This is a genomic window from Methylocaldum sp. GT1TLB, from assembly GCF_051027445.1.
Taxonomy (GTDB): Bacteria; Pseudomonadota; Gammaproteobacteria; order Methylococcales; family Methylococcaceae; genus Methylocaldum.
In genome coordinates this window covers 3,326,255-3,347,722 of record NZ_CP194898.1, presented here as the reverse complement: position 1 = coordinate 3,347,722, position 21,468 = coordinate 3,326,255, and the positions used below count along the sequence as shown (strand labels likewise).

The window sequence follows — 21,468 nt, the reverse complement described above, 5'->3', positions numbered from 1 at the left end:
TGAGGGAAGCGTCAGACCGAATTATGAATCCGGGTGCGTTTCAGCCCAAGGCCGAATATGTGCGAGGGTTTCGGCCATCGTCTCGCGCGCGATCATAGTGTCGTAATGAGCTTGGGCGCGGAGCCAATAACCATCGGACAAGCCGAAAAAACGACACAATCGAAGATCGGTATCCGCGGTAACGGAGCGTTTTCCAGCGACTATTTCTCCGATGCGGCGTTGGGACACGCCGATCTCCTTCGCCAACCTGTACTGGGTGATACCCATCGGATTCAGGAACTCTTCGAGGAGCAGTTCGCCGGGAGAAACAGGAGCAATATCGCGCATAAGTATCCTCTCAATGGTAATCGACTATCTCGACGTCGAAAGCCTTGCCGCTCTCAAAGCGGAAACAAACGCGCCACTGGTCGTTAATGCGAATGCTCCACTGATCCTTTCGGTCACCTTTCAAGGCTTCCAGCCGATTTTGGGGAGGTACTCTCAGGTCCTCCAAGCGCCCCGCGACATCAAGCTGCGTCAGTTTTCGGAGCGCCACTCGTTCGATATTGACGAAACGTGGAACTCGCTCACCTCCGAACAGGGCCTCCGTTTCGCGGCATTTGAACGATTCGATCATGACAACAATGCTGACGAGAGGCGTTAGTATTGTCAAGCGCCACTATTGCTGGGTTGGATCTCGTAAGATTCGTAAGATAAGAGCACCAGTTACCCGGAGCCCGCGTAGGATGTGCCGACGTAGGAGGCGCATCGATCGCGAATTTGAACGATGCGGTTCCTGCGTCACCGCATCCTACACGTGCTAAGGCGCCGAGGGGCGCGCAGCGTCCCCGAGGTCGCTCTTGAGCGCGTGGTTAGAAGCCGCCTTTTCGGATGCACAGCGACCAAACCATTCGCAAAGCACGCCGCGGAATGGTGTGTATGGCTTTTCAGTATGAGCGGCATGAACCTGATCCCAAGGAATAAGGAGAAAGTGATTATCATCGCCTAGAATAAAAATCCCCCTCTCAAACGTGCGAAGAACTCGACCTTTGATTGGACTAGTCGGTTGCCCATTGTCAATAGCAACGCCAACTGGATCGCGGGAAGTCCCATCAATAGCGGCGTTGTAGCCAGAAAAGAAAGCGAGAATCGCTACGATTGGTAGAAATGTGAATGCAATGTGAGCGTCTCTACTACGTCGCATCTGAATCAATGGCGTCGAGTAGCACCATTCAGCAAAAGCCATCCACGTGATGGACAGCATAATCGGTAGCATCGAAGAATAGGCGTCCCCGATGAGGATGTAATTGAGGACAGCCAATGGCGCCACCCACTGAATGAACTTCCCTGGGCCTTCACGAAACGCTTTCAGTTTCGAAGGGCTAGTAGACGCCCCAACAATTTCATCTTCTGTCAGGCCACGCTCGATGCGCTTAAATTGAAACTCAATAGCAAAGTACGCCAAAATGATCGCTAGCAATTTTGGAAACCAGAGCACGCCGGTTCGAAAATGGTCCGATGTCGCAATGGGAATGGTTGAGAAATCCAAATCTAGCGCGTAGAAAAACCCCCAGTCATAAATGACGGACACGACAAATCCAAGAGCTACGGTTAGCGCCACACCTTCCCCAAAGTTGCCGAGCGATATCGTCTTTGTTTCGTCTGACATAGGCTTCTAACGTTTGAATTCGCCGGCCTGCGCGGCTTTTCGCGCAGGTCCGGTTGACCGACGTGTGTACGCCCGACATGGGCATGAACTGATGGGGTGAGAGTCCCCTGTAGGAGTACCTGTAATGCCCATTCTTTGGGCCAATGTAACTACTAGCCGACGGCAAGGGCAACTCCGCGAGGAGTGGTCTGAAGGAAGCCCGAGCGCAAAGGTGCGAGCCGACGAACAGAAACCGCATAGAAGGCTCAGTCTCCGGGTGAGTCAGCACATGATGACGAAACCCGCCGGGTACGGGAGATAGGGTAAATGCGGCGGTTGTGCGCTGAAAGCTCATGTTCTTATTCGGGGAGATCTGTCCGGCGAGCGGCTGGGATAGGTTATGGGAGTCGGACTGAGGTCCAGGGCGAAAGCCTTGGAATAGCCACCGGACCCTACGACCTGTCTTTGGCAGCGCGTTCTGCGGCAACGCAGGGTGTGACCGGGCAGAAGTCAGCAGAGGCCATACTAGCCGCATCGGCCTGGAAGACCGGACGGTGAAGGGCCGAACACAAGAAGACAAGGAGGAGCCGTGAGCGACTCGGTATCGACGATGAACCCGACCGGGGGAGCCGATGTCCGGCGTGGCGTCACGCAGCCAGCCTTGCACGACGATCTGATGGAGCGGGTGTTGGACCGTGCGAACCTGCGACGGGCCTGGAAGCGGGTGAAGGCCAATCGGGGTGCGCCCGGCATGGACGGGATGCGCATCGAGGACTTCGCCGAGTTTGCGCGCTCGCATTGGGCCGAGATTCGCCAGCAACTGGCCGATGGCAGTTATCAACCCCAAGCGGTACGACGGGTGTCGATCCCGAAGCCGGGAGGGGGCGAACGACTGCTGGGTATCCCGACCGTCATGGACCGGGTGATCCAGCAGGCCATCGCGCAAGTATTGACGCCGATCTTCGACCCCGGCTTTTCGGAGTCGAGTTTTGGTTTCCGACCGGGACGCTCCGCCCATGGAGCGTTGAGGCAGGCACAAGGTCATCTTCAGGCCGGCTACCGCATCGCCTGTGACCTGGACTTGGCGAAATTTTTCGACAACGTCCGGCACGATGTCTTGATGGCTCGTGTGGCCCGCAAGGTTGGCGACAAGCGGCTGTTGGCGCTGGTTGGCCGGTATTTGCGGGCGGGTGTTCTGGTCGGCGAGTCCATCCAGGTAACGGCGTTGGGGACGCCGCAAGGCGGACCGCTGTCGCCGTTGCTCGCCAACATCCTGTTGGATGACTTGGACAAGGAACTGGAAGGGCGTGGCCACCGGTTCGTCCGCTATGCGGACGACCTGCTGATCTTGGTCAAAAGTCAGCGGGCCGGCGAGCGGGTGAAGGATAGCGTCACGCGCTTCCTGACCGGCACGCTCAAACTGGTGGTCAACGAGCAGAAGAGCCGGGTGGTCAAAACCGACCAGGCCAAGTTTCTCGGATTCAATTTCCGGGGAACCAAGCTGCGTTGGGGCGACCGGGCATTCGAGGACTTCAAACACAACATCCGGACACTGACCGGGCGTAGCTGGGGTGTCTCGATGGCTCACCGGTTTTACAAGCTCGCCCAGTATATCCGCGGTTGGATGGGCTACTTCGGCATTTCGGACTACTACCGCCCGATCCCCGAACTCGACCACTGGCTTCGACGCCGGGTACGCATGTGCTACTGGAAACAGTGGCGCTACGTGCGTACCAAGGTCAAGAACCTGTTGGGTTTGGGGACGAGCAAGCGCCAGGCAATCCTGACGGCGATCAGCAGCAAGAGCTACTGGCATCTGTCGCGGACGCTGGCGACGCAGACCGGGATGACCAACCAATGGCTGAAGACCCAGGGGCTGATCACTATCCGTGATCTTTGGATGAAGGCCCATGGCTACACCTGACATCGTCGTGTGCTCCCTTTTCGTGAACCGCCCGGTGCGGACCCGCATGCCGTGGTGGTGTGGGGACTGGGGGTTAGAAACCCCTGGTTACCCGATTGGGCGGCTCATCGCTTGAAGAGGATAACGAGTAAGCCTGTCGTAACGATAGCAACACCAACGGCATACCACTTAGTACTACAGCCGCATTTATTTAGGTCTAACAAGCATGGTAATCGACTGAGGAGACTGCCATGCAAGACTCGATACGACAGTGGGACGCGGAGCTGACCGCACTGCATGCGCGGATTGGCTCGCGTTTTCGGCGGGCGGAACCGCGGCAACGCGCGTTGGGGTATCTGCGTGGGCTGTTAAGTCCGGTCGCGCGCAAGAACGGCTGGCAGCTGGCGGAGCACTTGGGGGAGCGGACCCCGGATGGCGTCCAGCGGCTGTTGAATGGCGCTGAGTGGGATGCCGATCGGGTACGGGATGACCTGAGGGCTTACGTGGTGGAGCGGTTGGCCGATCCAGAGGCGGTGTTAGTGGTGGACGAGACGGGTTTTTTGAAGAAAGGCACGCACTCGGTCGGAGTCAAGCGCCAATACAGTGGCACGGCCGGCCGCATCGAGAACAGCCAGGTCGGCGTTTTTCTCGCTTATGCCAGTGTGCACGGGGCGGCTTTTCTCGATCGGGCACTGTACCTGCCCAAGGAGTGGGCCGCCGCCCCCCATCGCCGCGCCGAGGCGCACGTGCCTGAAGGGGTGACGTTTCGCACCAAGCCTGGGTTAGCGTTGGAGATGATCGAACGCGCGTTGGACGCCGGTGTGCCGTGCCGCTGGGTGACCGGTGATGAGGTGTATGGGGGCGATCGGCGGCTGCGGTTTTGGCTGGAGCAACGGCGCCAGCCGTTTGTGCTGGGGGTGGCCTGTAACGTGCCGTTGTGGCGTGATGGTCCGGTGTATCGGCCGGCGCAGGAACTCGCCGCCGAACTACCCGCTTCGGCGTGGCAGCGGCACTCGGCCGGAGACGGTGCCAAGGGGCCACGGGAGTACGACTGGGCGTGGCAGCCTTTGTGGCGGTGGCAACCGACCGCTGAGGAGCGGGCCTGGGGCCATTGGCTGGTGGTGCGCCGGAGTCTTGAGGATCCGAGCAAGCTGGCGTATTACGTAGCGTTTGCCCCGCGGGAGGGCACGACGCTGGAGACCCTGATTCAGGTCGCCGGGCGACGGTGGACCATTGAAGTGGGCTTCGAGAGGGCCAAGCAGGACTGTGGGTTGGACGAGTATGAGGGACGGACGTGGGACGCCTGGCATCGGCATATCACCTTGGCGCTGCTGGCCCAGGCGTTCTTGGTGGCTATGAGCACCCAAGCGAAAAAAGGGGCACTGAGGCCGGCTTGATCCCATTTACTGCCCCGGAAGTCCGCCGCTTGCTGGTCCACGTGCTCTGGACCCGGCGTCCCGAGGCGGCGCATGTGCTGGCCTGGTCACTCTGGCGGCGCCGTCATCAGTGGCGCGCCAGGCAGTGCCATTACCGACGCCGCTGTCGTGGTCGTCCACCATAACTGCGACTGTAGTATTAGAGCCTATCCCAATAGGCCGGTGGCTCGCCAGGTGATGATGCCCAGTGTCAGATGCAACAGAGCGAGATAGGTATCCGCCCGCTTTTCCCAGCGGATGAGAATGCGCCGAAAGCGGTTCATCCAACTGTGCGTGCGCTCTACGACCCAGCGCCGCGCTGCGAATCCCGCGTCCCGCTTGATCGCTTGGGCCTCCTCGCCGCGGGTTCGAAGGTGGGCCGTGAACCCGAACGCGTGGACAATATCCCGCACCTCGTCATAGTCATACCCTTTATCCAAACATAATCCTTGGGGCTGTTCCGGGGTCGGTTCGGGCCGCTGGGCTTGAACCGCCGCCAGCGTCGAACGGACCAGTTTCATGTCGTGGCGGTTGGCACCCTCGACCACTACGGCCAGTGGGATTCCATCCGCCTCGGTCAACAGGCTGCGCTTGACCCCCTGTTTGCCCCTGTCCGTCGGATTTGGCCCCGTTTTTTTGTGCCGGCCAGGGGCGCCTTGGTCGTGGCGCCATCCAGGGATAGCCAACTCCAGTCGATGCCCTTGAGCCGCTCGTATTCGAGCAACCCCTCCTGCCAGAAACGCTCGAAAATACCCGCCTCAACCCATTCCAGGAACCGGCGGTGGGCACTACTGCTGGAGCAGATCCCCGTCGCATTCAGGGCATTCCATTGACACCCGGTACGCAGGACGAACACAATCGCATTCATCGCCACACGGTCGTCGACCCGGCGACGATGACATCCCAGGGGATGCGGCTTGGGCACGTGCACCGGAAGCAGGGGTGACATCTTTTCCCATAAGGCGTCGGGAATCCGCCAGCCATCGTCTTCGGTAATGAGTCCCATGGGTCTTCTCCTCGGTTACCGGTTAAAGACGCTTATTATCGCCTATTGGGATAGGCTCTTAAACCAGTACCGCCGTTGATAGGGAGGGTTAAGTGGTCCGTTGGGAAGATAAAGGCCAGGCTCATCAAACCCAAGTGCTGTGTTGATGTTTTTGATCGTTTCGGCGACCTCCTGACGTCGGCAATGCTGGTTGTGAAGAAGCTTGACGGATAGTGCTGCAAGGACGACGTCAATGACTGCAAGTGCAATGCGAATAGTACATGAAGGAACGGGGTTGGCTGATAACCAGCTTGCTAAGACCAACTGTAGAGTGAAGAAGCCGACGAAAATTTTGAAATCAAACTGGGTCAACGAGCGAAGAAGGCTAACCTGGTCTTCGTAACGAAGTTTTAGTGCGTCAAACTCATGTCCTTCGTAAGCCCTCATCATAGTATGTGCCCCCCCACTGTAATAAGACGTCCAACGTAAATTAAACACCCCAAAAGGCGCAAAACTTTACGCCGTGAAGGTGTATGAAAAACCGCGATCCTAAAGCCGATGCGCTGTTCGAGATAATCAAAGCCATTTTTGCATCCTAAATTCCAAATCAACTGCGCCTTCGGTGTCAGGATGGGAGGCTATGCCCGAGGCCGTTACCCCAGAAAGGCCAGGTTCCGGATTTAGGGCATACAGAGAACCAAGGCGCCGCGATAGTGGATTGATATTGCGATGCCCGTCAAGTCAGAGAAGGCTTACAAGTCGGGCTGGTAAATAATCGGATACGAAGCATGGAAAGCAGCGCCGCCGATCTCCGCGCTACCGTCGGCGGCGAGGAGATGCATCGGGCGGCGAGAAGTGTCCTGGCCTGAAAGCTCTTCCAGGATTCGCGATCAGGAAGACTCAATGGGACTCCTCGGTCTTCTCGCTCTCATCGCCGACGGGCTCCAGGCTCAGATTCATCGTGCCGAATGGCGACTCGCCGGTTTGAGCGCTCTCGGTTTTTTCGCTGCTCTGATCTTGAGGAGACTCCGTATTTTCCGGCGATGTGTCCTTGGGAGCACGCTGCTGGCCCAGGCTGATTTTCAATCTGACGTTGTTGGCCGAGTCCGCATTGCGGATGGCTTCTTCGGCGGTAATCCGGCCGGCCTGGTACAGCTTCACCAAATGGCTGTCGAAAGTTTGCATGCCCAAACCTTCGGATTTCTCCATGACTTCCTTGATCGCGTGGACTTCGCCCTTCCGGATCAAATCGCAGACCAGGGGCGTTCCGAGCAGAATCTCGATGGCGGCGGCTCGCTTGCCGTCCACCGTCGGCACCAGGCGCTGCGAGACGAAAGCCCTCAGGTTGAGGGACAAATCCAATAACAGCTGATTCCGCCGTTCTTCGGGGAAGAAATTGATGATTCGGTCGAGCGCCTGATTCGAGTTGTTGGCGTGCAGGGTCGACAGGCACAGGTGGCCGGTTTCCGCGAAATTGATGGCGTACTCCATCGTGTCCTGGGAACGGATTTCGCCGATCAGGATGACGTCGGGCGCCTGCCGGAGCGTGTTCTTGAGGGCGTCTTCGTAAGTCTGGGTATCGACGCCGACCTCCCGCTGATTCACCAGGCACTTTTTATGGGGGTGCATGAATTCGATCGGGTCTTCGATGGTGATGATGTGCCCGGCGGAGTTGCTGTTGCGATAGTCGATCAGTGCCGCCAGCGAGGTCGATTTGCCGGAACCGGTGGCGCCGACGAACAGAATCAGTCCCCGTTTTTCCATGATGACGTTTTTGAGGACTTCCGGCAGACCCAGATCATCGACCTTGGGAATGTTGACCTTGATATTCCGCACCACCATCGCATGCGCATTGCGCTGTTTGAAGATGTTCACGCGAAAACGCCCCACGCCTTCCTCGCTGATGGCGAGATTCATTTCCGGACGCCGCTCGAAATCCCGCCGCTGGCCTTCGTCCATGACCGAATAGGCGGTCTCTTTGATCATGTCGTCGGTCAGTTCAATGGTATCGACAGGCGTCAGCTTCCCCTGAAATTTGGCTGCGGGGGGAGCGCCAGCGGTGAGATAAAGATCCGAGCCGTCCTTGTAGACCAGGAGCTTGAGGTAATTCTTGAACTTCATAGGCATTCTTCCTCGGCTGAAAGGGTAGTTTGATAACGACCGCGGATTTGCGTCCCGCATCATCGAAACGCTGTCGTTACGCCGAGAACCTCGTTTCATGTATCGCAGTCCGGCGCCGACACTCCAGTGATCCAAGTATAGATACCGAATCCTGCCCGACCGTGAACTGAGCCGCACAAATCAAGCGGCTTCGCGCCTCATTTCAAAAATCAATTCGTAACCGGAATACGGGGGTTGACACCGAAATGAGAACGATTATCATTTGTGGCGTGTTCATTAGTTTCGGGAGTCGTGCCGTGAACTCCGTCGACAGCATGCGACTGCAACGTCCGCCATCGAACTGGTCAGACTACTCGAGAACGGAAATTGGCACGCCGAGGATTTTCACTGTCTGGATCTGCCTTCGAAAGATTTTTCCAGACGCCTGTTGCTGTCGGCCGGCTTGAATACGGGTCGGCACATTTGTTGAAACGCCGGGGAGAGATACATGATCGTCGAAAGCCGCGCATGCGCCGATGCGGCGCCATCACCCGATTTGCTGGAGGAGAGTTTGCGTTTTCTGCTGATGCGGTATGCGAGACATCCGTCGCCATCGACAGCCGGGCATATCGCCGCCTGCTTGGACGGACTGCTCACTCATCCCGAGTTTAAAGCGGCTCCGGACGACCGCTGCACGTATCGTCGGATGCGGTGCTATTGGCGGTTGGTCGAGCGCCTGGGTTGAGACAGGCGATACCCTTTTGGCGGACTGTAACGAACGGTGTTATCGGCTTAGATAGGACCGATTTCGGGGGTCCGAGATTTTTCCGCTACGGTGGCCAATAAGCCGGCCAGCGCATCGGGATCTACGGGTTTGACCAAGTGGCAGTCCAGGCCGGCTTCCTCCGAGGCGCGGCGATCGTCTTCCGTGCCATAGCCGCTGATTGCTACCAAGAGCGCCTTTTCCATGCCGGGCAAGCTCCTAAGACGCCTGGCCAGTTCATAGCCGTCCATTCCGGGCAATCCGATGTCCAGTAACGCGACCTCGGGTTTGAAGTTTGCCGCGATATTCAGCGCCATGGGCCCGTCGTAGGCGACCTCGACCGTATGTCCGGAGGCGCTGACGATCAGCGCGGTACTCTCGGCGGCGTCGTGGTTGTCGTCGACGATAAGAACCCTGCGCGGCACCAATACCATTTCGGATTGCAGCGCGGTGATGTCTTGGGGGCTTTCGTCGATTCCCTGCCATAACGGCAGATACACCAAAAATTCACTGCCGAGGCCGAGTCCGGCGCTTTTGGCTTCCACCCGGCCGCGGTGCAGTTCGACCAGCCGGCGCACCAGCGTGAGCCCGATTCCGAGCCCTCCCTCCATGCGGTCCAAACCTCTCTCCGCCTGCACGAAAAGGTCGAAGATATGCGGCAGTGCCTCGGGGCCGATGCCTCTGCCGTCGTCGCGGACCCGCAGCACGGCTTCATCGTTGACGATATGGAGGCTGACCTCGATGTGGCCGCCCGGCGGAGTGTATTTTGCGGCGTTGGCGAGCAGGTTTTCGACGACCTGCTCCATGCGGGTGGGGTCCACTTTGACGAACAACGGACGCCCCGGCAGATCCAGGGCGAGCTTGTGCTGGCGCGAGTCGAGCTGATATCTGACGATTTCCAGAACATGAACGATCAGAGGCACGAGATCGATCGTTTCTTCGCGCAGCTCGATTTGGCCGCGGGTGATGCGCGCCACGTCGAGCAGATCGTCCACGATGCGGGTGAGCTTGGTGAGCTGCCGGTCCATCATCGCGTGGATCTGCTTGACGGGAGTCTTGTCGGGGTTGGCCCTCTGCAGGATGTGAAGCCCGTTACGGACCGGCGCGAGAGGATTGCGCAGTTCGTGGGCGAGCATGGCCAAGAATTCGTCCTTTTGCCTATGGGCTTCGCGCAAGGACTCCTCGATATCCTTGCGCTCGGTGATGTCGCGATTGGTCTCGAGCACGAGCGGCGGCTTGTTGCGCTGGACGACGACGGTGTTGCGGCTGTCGACGATGATGCGTTTTCCGGTGCGGGTGGTATGGACCACTTCGCCGACCCATTGCCGGTCCCGGGCGAGTATGCGTTCGAATTCCTCGGAGCTGATGCCGCGTTCGGTTTTCAGCAAGGTGTGGCTGATTTTCCCTATCGCCTCGGAACGCTTGTAGCCGTACAGTTCCTCCGCGCCGCGGTTCCAATACCGGACCGTGCCGCCGAGTTCCCACATCAGGACAGCTTCGTGGGCCTGGTCCAAGATTTCGCTCCGCTGCCTCAGGGCCGCTTCGATACTGCGACGCTCGGTGACATCCTGAATCGTCAGTAGGATCAGATCGTTCAGATGATCCTCTCCGAGCAGTTTGTAGGCGCTCAGGTTCAGGATGCGTTCGCCGATTTCGGGATGCGCCTGGATGATCTCATAATCCTCCAGGGTTCTCCCGCCCTGCGACACGATCTGGAGCGACTCTTTGATCTCCCGCCTATCCCACAGCCCGTTGCCGGTGTCGTAGAGGCAATTGTTCTGGATGGCCTCCGGTTTGGTCCGGAACATTTCGAAATAGGCCCGATTGGCGCGTTTTACCCGGAGATCCCGATCGAGCACCACCAAGGCGTCGCGCATGGTTCCCAGAATGGCCTCGTTGAATTCCTGCGCGTTCTTCAAGGTGAGATTGACCTGGCTCAACTCGTGATTGCGGACCCTCAGCTCTTCATTCGCCGTGGCGAGTTCCTCGTTGGCCGACTGCAATTCCTCCTTGGCGGTTTCGAGCTCTTCGTTCGTGCTCTGGAACTCCTGGTGAGCGGACAAGAGTTCTTCTTCCAGCGACCTCAGTTTTTCCTGGCCGGCTTTGTGGGCCTCGATAACGGATTGCAGATGGCGTTGCGTGGCATCGAGTTCTCGTCTCAACTCCGAGAATTGGAACTGCCCTCCAGCTTGCGCGGACTTGAAAAGCAGGCCCACTTGTCGCGTCAGAACGGAGGAAATTCGCCGAAGCCAATCGGCCGGGGCATGGATTGGAAGCCGGGACGGCGAATTTTCGAAAAGAATCAGGAAGAATTGCGCGGTGCCCTCGGCGTCGTTGAGCGGCAGGACCTCGAATTGAACATACCGTTCTTTCCCGTCGGTGCGGATGCGGATGTTTTCCCGTCGGACGGATTGTCCGGTCGACCGCGTCTCCTGAACGGCCTCCGACAGTTCGATGAAGAGATAGGTTTGGGTCAGGCTTTTTAGGTTCAGGCTTGCCGAACCCTGTTGATGCTCGAGAAACTGTCCGGTATGGCCGCGAAACTGGAGAACGTTCAGATCGTCATCGATCAGCACGCCGGCCGGCGCGTAACGTGCGAGCAGGATGTTGTCGGCCTGTCGCTGAACCAATCCGGGGTTTTGCAGTGGCGCAGCCGTTTCTGTCAGCGTTTTTTCAGGCTGAAGTGTCCTTTGTTCCTTCCCGCCGAAGTTCAGCAACATTCGGCCGGGAACGTTCTTCCTCACGTAGATGCTCCAATTTTTGTTTAAAGGTTCGAAGAGATGCGAACCTTGGGGACCGATATTTTCGGATGGCCCGAGCGCGAGAAATTTACCCGGATTGAGCGCGTAATGAAAGGTCGACATGACATGTCTCTGCAGTTCCGGATCCAGGTAGATGAGGAGATTGCAGCAACTGATCAGATCGAGCTTGGAAAAGGGGGGATCTTGCGCCACGTTATGTTCGGCGAAGACGCACGATTCCCGGATCGCCGGAATGACTTGATAATGAGCGTCGGCTCGGATGAAGAAGCGTCTGAGCCGCTTTTCCGAGATATGAAGCCTGATGTTTTCGGGATAGCGGCCGGCCCGTGCCAGGCTGATGGCCTGCGAGTTGATGTCGCTGCCGAAAATCTGTATCGGGATACTGACCTTCTTCTCGTCCAGAAACTCGATGAGCGCCATGGCGATGGAATAAGCCTCCTCGCCGGTCGCGCAACCGGGCACCCAAATACGAATCGGATCGTTCGGAGACCGGCCTTGCAGCAGCCGCGGAAAGACTTCTCTCGTCAATCCACGGAATGTCTCCGGGTCCCGAAAGAACGCGGTAACGCGGATCAGGAAATCCTGGCACAGCGCCTCGACTTCGGTCGGTTGATTCTGCAACAGGGCGAGATAATCGGAGAGGCTATGGATCTTGTTAAGCGCCATTCGGCGCATGAGCCGCCGTAAGATGGTCTTGCGTTTGTACTGGCTGAAATCGAGCCCGCAAGTGACGAGAACGACACGGAATATCTGCTTCAGATCCTGTTGCCGGATGGCCAGGGTCTCCAGATCGCCGGCGGCGGTCCCGGCTCGCTGGCCGAGGTTTGTGAGCTCCCGTGCGATCTCCTTGGGCGGCAATACGTAGTCGACGCATCCCATGCTGATGGCGCTGCGCGGCATCCCGTCGAATCTGGCCGAGGACGGATCTTCCGCAAACGCGATTCCGCCGCCGGTCTTGATCGCCTTGAGCCCCTTCGCTCCATCCGACCCGGTCCCCGACAGCACGATTCCGATTGCCTTTTTCCCCAGCTCGCGAGCCAGGGAAAGAAACAGATAATCGGCCGGCAGATGAGGCGACGGACGTCCGTGCCGGCGCTGAAGGTTCAGGCAACCGACCGAAACGCTTATATCCGCATCCGGAGGAATGACATAAATATGATCCGCCTGTATCGCCATCCCCTCGCGCGCTTCGATAACCGGCAATCTGGCGGTATTGGCCAGGATTTCCGCCAGCTTGCTGTCATGATCGGGCGATAAATGCTGGGCGATCAGGAAGGCGAAGCCGATGCCGGGCTCGATGGCTTGGAAAAGATCCAGCAGCGAGTTCAGACCTCCCGCCGAAGCGCCTATACCCACCATGGCCGGAATAGTCTCGGGCGATCTCAAGCAGCCACCGTCCGGTCTTGTCGTGTCGTGTCGTTTCTGGCGTTCATCCGTCGTATAGCGCACTCACTCACGGCCTAGAGCTTGTACAACGGCTCCAGATCCGCGGCTACGGACGGTTTGCCCGCCTTGGACGAGATCATCGGGTCGGATCGAAAAGCCGCCCAAAGGGCCTGCCCTTGCCAACCGGGTTCCGGGTGTCGGTAAAGTGTGCGGTTCAGCCGCTCGATTTCACGACCCAATTCGCCTTTGCAACGCCGCTCCAGGTCCTCCAAACCCATAACGCGAGCCGAAGGCCAACGCTGTCTCGCCCAATCCAAGAGAGCCTGCCGCGCCGCGGCGGGGTCGTTCTTCCGGCAGGCTATTCTCAAGGCGTTTGCGGCCGAGCGCTCGGACCGACCGTCGTCGTATGACTGCGGGACCGGCGTCTTCCGGGGCCTGCCGCTGAGCCACCAGGCCGCGGCGGTTCCAATCCAGCCCAGCCCGAATAACAGAGCCAGCCAAAACCAGAGCCCGCTTGCAGGACCTGCAGGTAGCGCCTCGCTCGGCAGCGAAGATTCCGGTCGTGCCGGAGCGGCGGACGATCCCGAACGTGTCGTGGGCAAAGCGGGTGGGGTGGATTCCGGCGATTGGGCTCCCGGCAGCACGGTCAGGGTGCGCTCGGGAACCCGCGCGGCCTCCATCCGCTCGGTCTTGGTGTTCCACCAGGGGATTTCGATCGGCGGAATCCGGTAGGTTCCGGAACGCGCGGGAATCAGGGCGATTTTTTCCTGCCGGACGCTGGCCAGTCCGGTCGTCAGTTTTTCCTCGTTCAGCAGCGGTTGATCCGGGTAACGCTTGATGTCCGCCGGGGATCGTCGAGAGGCTTGCGGCTCCAACTCGGGCAACAGGCCGACCGTCGTTCCATCGGCCCGCACGGTGATGGTCCGGGTGATCGGTTCGCCAACCGTGGTTTGAGGGGCATTCTGCGACCAGGAATCGTCGATTTCCAGGTGTTCCGCCGGCAGCCAGTGTTTGCCGGAAAAAGCCGCCGGAATCGGCCGGACGTCCAATCTCACCGAATCCGAATGCGCGCGCAAAATGTGAGTCGAGTGATTGAAAAACTGATTGAAGAGGGATCGCCCGCCGGCCGCGCTTCGGGCTTCGAGCGTCAACGGTTCCAAAAGGAGAGTCCCGCTCTTCTGCGGAAAAATCGCATACTTACGTTCAATTGCCGTGTACTGGAGGCCGCTGCGATGGGTGGTATAGCGCCGGTCGTCGCCCAGCCTTTGAATCAAGGCATCCTCGGCCGAAGGCTCGCTGAGATTTGCAGCGCTGAAATGGACGCGGCTCAACACTCGAACCGTGTAGATCACCTGGGCCTGGACATAGGGATTCTTCGGTTCGGCCTCGACTTCCAGGAAAAAATCCTCGCCGTTGCCACCCGCCAATGGCGGGGGCGATCCGGCGACCTGGAGAGTCAAGGGTTGGGATCGGTCGGTTCCGAAGGCGATGGGCGGGACGGTCAGCGTGCCCGTCCGTTTCGCCATGACCGTGACTTGCCATTCCGTCCGCTTGCTGAAACGGCCGTTGATGAGCGAAATCTGGCTGCTTTGCGATTGACCGAGGACATGGAAATCCTTTTCCAGTGGCGCGAAGTCCGGATCGTCGTCCGGCGTTTTTTCCGCCGAAAAGATGAGCGTGAAGGATTCGCTCACCGGTACCGGGTCGCGGTCGGCGGTCACGCTGATCGCCGCGGCCGAAGCGCTTCCCGCATGGAACAGAAAGATCAAGGGCCATAGGCGAATCAATCGGCGCAGAACGGATAACACCCGATTGGAATCCGGGTTCAACCTTGGGTCAGAGCGATGCGCCCAGAGAAAACACGAATATAAATAAAAGAGTTCGCTCATGGTCTAGGCTCCGCGCCTTGAGTCCTTTGTCGTTGACGGTACTGGTAATAAAACTTGCGTTTTAGAAGGCCGCCGGGATCGTCCGGGATACGCCGCAGCCATTGCTCCTCGGCCTGGCGGGTTTCATCGGTCTTACCCGTTTCCGCTGTCGCCGCAGCGGCCTCCCGCTCACCGCTTTCGTCGGGCCGTCTATCCTGTGCTTGGCCGGCGGTCTGTTGCGGGTCGGACCCGTCGTCGGGCGTTTTTTCGCCATTCTTATCCGGCCGATCTTGCGCCTTGCTTTCCGATCCGGAGGCGGCGTCGGCGCTTTCGGGCGAATTGTTTTCACCGTTCGAGCCATTGTTCCGCGGCTGGGCGTCCTGTTCCTTGCCCGCTTGTTCGTGTGGTTTTTCCTCTTCGTTTTTTCGATCCTGACCGTCCGATGGCCCTTGCGGCGATTGCGAAGACTTGGATTCGGATTCCGAGCCCGAATCCTTCTGACTTTTCTGCTGTTCTTCGTGCTGCTTCTTCTGCTGTTCCAGGGCTTTTTCGACGAGTTCCTTGTTGTAGCGGGCGTCCGCATGGCCAGGATCCAGCTCCAGGGCTTTCTGGTAAGCCTTGATGGCCTCGTTGTAACGTCCCTGCCGGGCCAGGGCGTTGCCGCGATTATAATGGCCGGTCGCCGAATGCGACTCCTCTAAGAGTTTGGCCGCGTCCTCATAGCGTCCGGCCTTGTACTGGGCGGCCGCTTTCCATTCGGAATCTTGAAATTTTTTCGCCGCCTCGTCGTAATTCTCGGCTTGAAAGGCTTGCCGAGCCTGTTGGTCGGGCCTTTGCCACAGGTTGTGCCAGTCCAGCGCCTGGGCATCGTTCGGAACCGGGGCTGCCAGAACCAACAGCCAGGCGGCGAGCCATCCGCGCCGGAACGACAAGGCCGCGAGCGGCAGTAGGGCCAGCAGCAGCCAGACACCCTGTTCCTTCCATTGGTCCACGTTCAGGGTCTTTTCGTTCTGCGTATCGGCGGCGGCATGCTGTTCGAAAAATCCCAATAGCGCATCGAGATCGCCCGCAGTGGCGGTGAGATTCCGATAGATGCCGCCCCCGGCTCGGGCCAGCTTCCGCAGCGCGTCGGTATCGAGCCGTGGAACCACGATATTGCCGGTATCGTCCTTCAAGAATCCGCCTTCGGGCATGGGAACCGGCGCGCCCTCCTCGGTGCCGACGCCCAGCACGGAAATGCGATAACCCTCGGTTTTCAGCCGGTGCGCTGCCTCCTCGGCCTCCGCCGCCCGTTCTCCGGCGGTGACCAGCAGGATATCGCCGGACCGCAGGCCGGCTTGCCTCAAGAGCCGCGCAGCGGATTCCAGCGCAAGATCGATGCGAGTTCCCTGTACGGGCATCAGGCCGGAGTTTAGGGCGAAGAGTTGCGCGGCGATGGTGGCCGCATCGTCGGTCAGCGGCGTGACGGTGAACGCATCGCCTGCATAGACGACCAAAGCGGTTTGACCGTCCTTGCGCGTCTTCAGGATATCGGCAATCTTGTAGCGGGCACGCTCCAGACGGGTCGGCTTGAGATCGACCGCCTCCATGGCCGAAGAAAGGTCGAGTACGATGACCACGGCCGCGATATTGCGAAAAGCCGGTGCGGGCAGACGCTCCCAAACCGGCCCCGCCAAAGCCATGATGGCGACGATGCCGCCCAAGGCCGCGGCGAACAGCGGATGGCGGCTCGCTCGGCCGTCCCCGCCGATGAGTACGTGGGGCAGCAGCGCATCATCGCAGATGCCCTTCCAGTCTCCGGTGCTCCGGCGCCGCCGGTACAACCCCCAAAGTATCGCCGCGAGCGGGAGGACGGCCAAAAGCCACCAGGGCCTCAAGAAATGAAACTCGTTCATCGGCAATCGTTGTCGCGATTCATGGATTCAGCGTCGCAGCCCATCATCTCCGGCCCAAGCAGTCATTCCCGCAATTTGCTTACCCCCAGCACAGCCGCCAATAGCAGCGCGGCGGCCAGGGGCCAGTGATAGAGCTCGGTCCTCGGCCGGTAAAAATGCTTTGTCCGTTCCACCGGCTCCAGTTCGTCCAACAGTGCGTAAATATTCTCCAATTCGTTGGTATCCCGCGCCCGGAAGTAGCGACCGCCGGTTTTTTCGGCGATGGCGTTCATGGTTTCCTCATCGAGGTCCTGAGACGGATTGACGCGCCGTGTGCCGAAAAGATCGTTGACGATCATCTGATCGGCCCCGACGCCTATGGTATAGATTTTTAGCTTCTCGCGCGCCGCGACTTCGGCCGCTTGCAGGGGGGAAACCGCGCCGGCGGTGTTGGCCCCGTCGCTGAGCAGTATCAGAACCCGCTGTTCGGCGGGATTGTCCCTAAGGCGCTTGGCGGCGAGGCCGATGGCGTCGCCGATGGCGGTCTTGTCGCCGGCGAGTCCGATGACCGCTTCGTCCAGCAGGATGTGCACCGTGGTGCGGTCGAAGGTCAACGGGGCTTGCAGGTAGGCCTGCTCGCCGAACAGGATCAGCCCGATGCGGTCGCCCACGCGCCGTTCGATGAACTGGCCGGCCACCCATTGGGTTGCGGTGAGGCGATCCACTGCCCGGCCATGGAGGAAGAAGTCCTCGATTTCCATACTGCCGGAAAGATCGACCGCCAGCATCAGATCGCGGCCGCTGACCGCCTGCTCGATAGGCTCGCCGAGCCACTGCGGGCGGGCCGCGGCGCTGACCAGCAACACCCAGCCGGCGACGGCGATCCAAATGGCATGCGGCTTGGTTTTCGTTACGCCCTGGCTTGACGGAAGGCTATCGAATTCCTCGAGAAACGGCGTCCGCAGCGCCGCGCCGCCCGGCTCCGGCGCGGCGGGCAGCCAGCGGCGCATCAGCCAGGGCAAGGGCAAAACCAGAAAGACCCAGATCCAGGCGAATTCGATCATGGTTCGGCGGCGGCCTGCTGAGGCGCGGAATTTTTCCGGGGCGGCACGACGGTTCGAGGCAGGGCCTTAAGCCAGTCGCGGCAAAGCGCGATCAGGCGATCCATATCCGCATCGCCCACCGGGCGGTACGGCGCATCCAGCAACGCCCGGCCGACACCCCGAGAAAAGCGGGGCGTTCCGAGCGGTCGGTCCAGCCATTCGAGCCAGTCCTCGCCGGTCAGCCCCGCCACATCTTCTCGAGGGTAGGCGCTCAAACCGGCCCGGCGCAGCAGGATGGACAGTCTTCTCAATTTTTCGGTCATGCCCAGCGTCGAATCCTTTTGCAGCGCGTCCAGCTCCCGCAAGGCGAGCTTCGCCACCGTGACCTGCCGCCAGCGGCGAATAAGCCATATCGCAGTCGCGATCAGCAAAACCGCCGCGACCGATACGATCCACCAGCCGATCGCGGGCGGCCACCAGCTTATCGGGTCCGGCAGATGAATATCGCGTAGCGGCAAGGTTTCCATGATCAGGCGTGGAAAAGCGACGGGCGGCTGCTCTGCTGCAAGACGAAAAAAGGCTCGTCCGTGGTGCGGCAGGCAACGAAGCGTATGCCGTGCCGGCGGGCCAGCTCGCGCAGCCGTTCCTCGCGGACCCGGAACGAATGTTCATAGACGTCGGCGGTCCGCGCATCGGCATTCAGCAAAACATCGCGGCGGCCGTTGCTGAACCGGTGAGGTCCCAGAGGCAGGCGTTGCTCCAACGGATCGAAGATGAACACCAGCACCAGATCGCAGTGGCGGGACAACCGGCTCAGGCTCGCCTCGCCGGCGGCGGTCAGATGCCGGAAATCGCTGAACACGAACACCAGGCTGCCCGGTCGCGCGTGGCGCGGCAGACGAATCAGTGCGTCTTGCAAGGCAGTCTCCGGCGTGCCGTCGCTTCGGGGGGACGCTTGGTCGACCAGCATTTTGAGGAGTCTCAACACCGCACGGTGGCCGTGCTCAGGTTTGAGCTCGATGCTTTCCGCCTCGGAGAAAATCTGTCCGCCGACGCGATCGCCATGCCTTCGGGCGCTCCAGGCGATGAGCGCCGAGAGCCTGGCCGCCATCGCCGATTTGAACATGCCACGGGTTGCGAAGAACATCGCCGATCGGTAGTCCACCGTCAGAAAAACCGGCCTTTCGCGCTCTTCGCGGAAAAGCTTGGTATGCGGCTTGCCGGTGCGCGCCGTGACGCGCCAGTCCAGGTTGCGGACATCGTCGCCCTGGGCGTAGAGCCGCGTTTCGTCGAACTCCATGCCGCGCCCCTTGAAAGCCGAGAGATACTGCCCGCTCTGCAAGGCGCGTACGGTCGGCCGGGCCAGCGTCAATCCCGCCGCGGGCTGGCTGAGCCGGATCAAATCCTCGAGCGTCGGCCGGACCAGCGAGTTGTCGGGCTTCGTCGTCGCCACCGAGCTTCCGGATGATGGGGTGGGCATGGAGGTAAAGGGTTAATTCAGAAAACGCTGCAACACATTATCCAGGAAATTCCAGCCGGTGTCGGTGCAGCGAATGGCACCGTCGCGCCGTTCGACTAATTCGGCGGCGATGCAGTCGGAAAGTTCCGGTTCCAGGGCAGCCAAGGGTAACCCGGTGTATTTGCCGAACGCCGCTTCGGCGAAACCTTCCCGGAGGCGGAGGTGATTCATCAGAAATTCGAACGGCAGGTCTTCCCTCGGGACCGCGGCCCGCCCGCCCTGCCGATCCGGTCGGCCGGCGAACTCGAGATAATGCTGCGGGTGTTTGATCTTCCAGGTCCGCATTATGGATTGCTCCGCCGCGTTCGTAATCTTGCCGTGAGCGCCCGCGCCGATGCCCAAGTAATCTCCGAAACGCCAATAATTGAGATTGTGCCGGCAGCGGTACCCTTCCCGAGCATAGGCGGATACCTCGTACTGGCGATAGCCATGATCCGCCAAAAGCGCCTGACAGCTTTGCTGCATGGCCCAGATGCGATCGTCCTCCGGCAGGCGTGGCGGGTACTTGTGGAACACGGTGTTGGGTTCCAGGGTGAGCTGATAGAACGAGATATGGGTCGGGTTCAGGCCCACCGCGGTTCGAATGTCCGTCAGCGCCTCGTCCACGGTTTGGTTCGGCAGCCCGAACATCAGGTCCAGATTGAAGTTCTCGAATCCCGCTGAGTGCGCGATTTCGGCGGCGAGCCGCGCCTCTCGGCTATCGTGGATGCGGCCCAGTTTTTTCAGATGCGTGTCATGAAAGCTCTGGATGCCGATCGACAAGCGGTTCACCCCGGCCTCGCGAAAACCCTGGAATTTGGCGATCTCCGCAGTGCCGGGGTTGGCTTCCATGGTGACCTCGGCATCAGCCGCTATGTCGAGCCGTAACCGAATCCCCTCCAAAAGAGCGCGGATCGCGGCCGGACTAAAAAGGCTGGGGGTGCCGCCGCCGATGAATATCGTTTCCACCCGTCGCCCTGCGACGGAAGGCGCTTGTTGTTCGAGATCGCCGAGCAGCGCCTTTACGTATTCGTGTTCGGGCAGCGCGGTGTCTGCCGCGTGCGAATTGAAGTCGCAATAAGGGCATTTTCTTACGCACCAAGGCACGTGGATGTAAAGGCTGAGCGGGGGTGTCGAAAGCATGGTTTGGGGGTATTTTAACCCGAGATCCGAAGAATAAATGGGCGGGAGGCTGCGTCGGCACCCCGGAATTCGCTGTGCCGACTGCCCGGATCAAGTCCGCAGTGCGTAATAGGCAAGCAGTCCGTAGCAAGTGGCGGCGGTTCCGCCGTGCAGCAGAATCAAGGCCCTAGGCTGAATGCCTTTGGCCCGTTGAAACGAAATGTACAGTCCGGCGGCGATAATGACCAGCGCCAGGCCGATAATCACGTAGAGCCGGGTATCGCCTTTCAGGGCGACCATGATCACCAGAGTCGATCCCAGCAACGCCAAGCCGCCGTGTATCAGGGCGTACAACCGGGAACTGCCCCTTCCCTTGAAGGCGTCGATTCCCATGCCCGCCCCCATGAACGCCACCAAAGTAAAAACCGCAACCGACAACATCAGCATGATCTTCTCCTTGACAACCGGATGTTGGACAAGGTTTCGATTGTAGGGAGGGGACGATTGAACGGCAAGTCGCGCCGGCCGTTCAAATTACTTATTCCGCGGAAAGCCCCGTGAGTCGGTCTTCGAGACGGCGGACGATGGTCTCCACGATCGCTTCCGGCGTTTGCCGAATATCGATCGTGATGGCGTCGGAGGGTTCCTCGAGTGCCGCGAACTGGCTGGGAAGAAGGTCTAGCGGCATGAAGTGCTCCTGCCGGCGCGCGAGTCGTTCGCGGATGAGTTCGAAAGAACCTTTCAGATACACGAAGACCACTTCGCGGTGTCCTCGCGCGAGGCGCTCCCGGTAGGAATGCCGCAGCGCGGAGCAGGCGATGACGGCGGAACGCCCAGTCGCTATGGACGTTTCTATCAGCTCGGCGAGCCGGTCGAGCCAGGGTTCCCGGTCGGCATCCGTCAAAGGCTGGCCTCGCGCCATTTTCTCGATGTTTTGCACGGGATGGAAATCGTCCCCGTCGAAGAACGGCCAACGCAGGCGCTCGGCGAGCCGCTGGCCGATGGTCGATTTTCCGGAGCCCGAGACTCCGAGGAGTACGACGATGGCGATTGGACAGTCCATTATTAAGCTTGACGAAGCACGATGGCCATCGACGGCTCGACGAAACCAGCGGTAAAGGA

Annotated in this window: 18 protein-coding genes; 3 read left to right on the top strand and 15 right to left on the bottom strand. The window is 59.8% G+C overall.

All coding sequences use genetic code 11. From position 1 onward, the window contains the following. Window positions 1-21 precede the first annotated feature (21 nt). The 3 genes from ACR2R1_RS14545 to ACR2R1_RS14535 all read right to left on the bottom strand — a co-directional run bounded on the left by ACR2R1_RS14545 (window position 22) and on the right by ACR2R1_RS14535 (window position 1,648). Window positions 22-327 (bottom strand): HigA family addiction module antitoxin, encoded by a 306-nt coding sequence (locus ACR2R1_RS14545; RefSeq protein ID WP_077728184.1) that lies wholly within the window; start codon window positions 325-327, stop codon window positions 22-24. Window positions 328-337: 10 nt separating this feature from the next. Then, window positions 338-616 carry a type II toxin-antitoxin system RelE/ParE family toxin gene (locus tag ACR2R1_RS14540; RefSeq protein WP_086134419.1) on the bottom strand — a complete coding sequence of 93 codons (279 nt, stop codon included), beginning with the start codon at window positions 614-616 and terminating at the stop codon, window positions 338-340. Window positions 617-799: 183 nt separating this feature from the next. After that, window positions 800-1,648, bottom strand: coding sequence for a hypothetical protein (locus ACR2R1_RS14535; RefSeq protein ID WP_434110665.1), 849 nt, complete (start codon window positions 1,646-1,648; stop codon window positions 800-802). 568 nt (window positions 1,649-2,216) lie between these two features. Between ACR2R1_RS14535 and ltrA the strand changes: the two genes are divergently transcribed. Both ltrA and ACR2R1_RS14525 read left to right on the top strand, forming a co-directional pair. Then, the gene (ltrA, locus tag ACR2R1_RS14530) at window positions 2,217-3,551 is read left to right on the top strand and encodes a group II intron reverse transcriptase/maturase (protein ID WP_205780748.1); all 1,335 of its coding nucleotides are present in this window, start codon (window positions 2,217-2,219) and stop codon (window positions 3,549-3,551) included. 230 nt (window positions 3,552-3,781) lie between these two features. Continuing rightward, entirely contained in the window at window positions 3,782-4,927 is a 1,146-nt protein-coding gene (locus tag ACR2R1_RS14525) for an IS701 family transposase (RefSeq protein ID WP_434110624.1), read from the top strand. A gap of 185 nt (window positions 4,928-5,112) precedes the next feature. Here the strand turns inward: ACR2R1_RS14525 and ACR2R1_RS14520 are convergent. From ACR2R1_RS14520 to ACR2R1_RS14510, 3 genes are all read right to left on the bottom strand, one after another. Continuing rightward, window positions 5,113-5,951, bottom strand: a protein-coding gene (locus ACR2R1_RS14520; protein WP_139841180.1) for an IS5 family transposase whose coding sequence is annotated in 2 segments (ribosomal slippage) — window positions 5,113-5,585 and window positions 5,585-5,951 — 840 coding nt in all. Because the reading frame shifts where the segments join, the coding sequence is not laid out codon by codon here. 42 nt (window positions 5,952-5,993) lie between these two features. Then, window positions 5,994-6,380 (bottom strand): hypothetical protein, encoded by a 387-nt coding sequence (locus ACR2R1_RS14515; protein WP_434110663.1) that lies wholly within the window; start codon window positions 6,378-6,380, stop codon window positions 5,994-5,996. 450 nt (window positions 6,381-6,830) lie between these two features. After that, window positions 6,831-8,051, bottom strand: coding sequence for a PilT/PilU family type 4a pilus ATPase (locus ACR2R1_RS14510; RefSeq protein WP_077728181.1), 1,221 nt, complete (start codon window positions 8,049-8,051; stop codon window positions 6,831-6,833). A gap of 487 nt (window positions 8,052-8,538) precedes the next feature. Here ACR2R1_RS14510 and ACR2R1_RS14505 point away from each other — a divergent pair, with 487 nt between their 5' ends. Next, window positions 8,539-8,775 (top strand): hypothetical protein, encoded by a 237-nt coding sequence (locus ACR2R1_RS14505; protein ID WP_347257754.1) that lies wholly within the window; start codon window positions 8,539-8,541, stop codon window positions 8,773-8,775. Window positions 8,776-8,822: 47 nt separating this feature from the next. Here the strand turns inward: ACR2R1_RS14505 and ACR2R1_RS14500 are convergent, their stop codons facing one another. The 9 genes from ACR2R1_RS14500 to ACR2R1_RS14460 form a co-directional block, all read right to left on the bottom strand. Then, on the bottom strand, window positions 8,823-13,004 hold the full coding sequence (locus ACR2R1_RS14500; protein ID WP_347257753.1) for a chemotaxis protein CheB: 4,182 nt from the start codon (window positions 13,002-13,004) through the stop codon (window positions 8,823-8,825). Between the two features lie 11 nt (window positions 13,005-13,015). Then, entirely contained in the window at window positions 13,016-14,830 is a 1,815-nt protein-coding gene (locus tag ACR2R1_RS14495; RefSeq protein WP_434110660.1) for a BatD family protein, read from the bottom strand. Beyond that, a complete protein-coding gene (locus ACR2R1_RS14490; protein ID WP_434110658.1) occupies window positions 14,827-16,704 on the bottom strand; it encodes a VWA domain-containing protein in 1,878 nt (625 codons plus the stop codon). The genes ACR2R1_RS14495 and ACR2R1_RS14490 overlap by 4 nt, the downstream gene beginning before the upstream one ends. A 62-nt stretch (window positions 16,705-16,766) precedes the next feature. After that, window positions 16,767-17,747 (bottom strand): vWA domain-containing protein, encoded by a 981-nt coding sequence (locus tag ACR2R1_RS14485; RefSeq protein WP_347257750.1) that lies wholly within the window; start codon window positions 17,745-17,747, stop codon window positions 16,767-16,769. After that, window positions 17,744-18,253 carry a DUF4381 domain-containing protein gene (locus tag ACR2R1_RS14480; protein WP_434110656.1) on the bottom strand — a complete coding sequence of 170 codons (510 nt, stop codon included), beginning with the start codon at window positions 18,251-18,253 and terminating at the stop codon, window positions 17,744-17,746. The genes ACR2R1_RS14485 and ACR2R1_RS14480 overlap by 4 nt, the downstream gene beginning before the upstream one ends. Before the next feature lie 2 nt (window positions 18,254-18,255). Beyond that, window positions 18,256-19,179: a DUF58 domain-containing protein gene (locus ACR2R1_RS14475; protein WP_434110654.1), complete on the bottom strand. Its 924-nt coding sequence runs from the start codon at window positions 19,177-19,179 to the stop codon at window positions 18,256-18,258. Between the two features lie 39 nt (window positions 19,180-19,218). Next, on the bottom strand, window positions 19,219-20,367 hold the full coding sequence (hemW, locus tag ACR2R1_RS14470) for a radical SAM family heme chaperone HemW (RefSeq protein WP_434110652.1): 1,149 nt from the start codon (window positions 20,365-20,367) through the stop codon (window positions 19,219-19,221). A 90-nt stretch (window positions 20,368-20,457) separates the two neighbouring features. After that, the gene (locus ACR2R1_RS14465; protein ID WP_077728171.1) at window positions 20,458-20,793 is read right to left on the bottom strand and encodes a hypothetical protein; all 336 of its coding nucleotides are present in this window, start codon (window positions 20,791-20,793) and stop codon (window positions 20,458-20,460) included. 91 nt (window positions 20,794-20,884) lie between these two features. Beyond that, entirely contained in the window at window positions 20,885-21,409 is a 525-nt protein-coding gene (locus ACR2R1_RS14460) for a gluconokinase (RefSeq protein ID WP_434110650.1), read from the bottom strand. Between the last annotated feature and the right edge of the window lie 59 nt (window positions 21,410-21,468).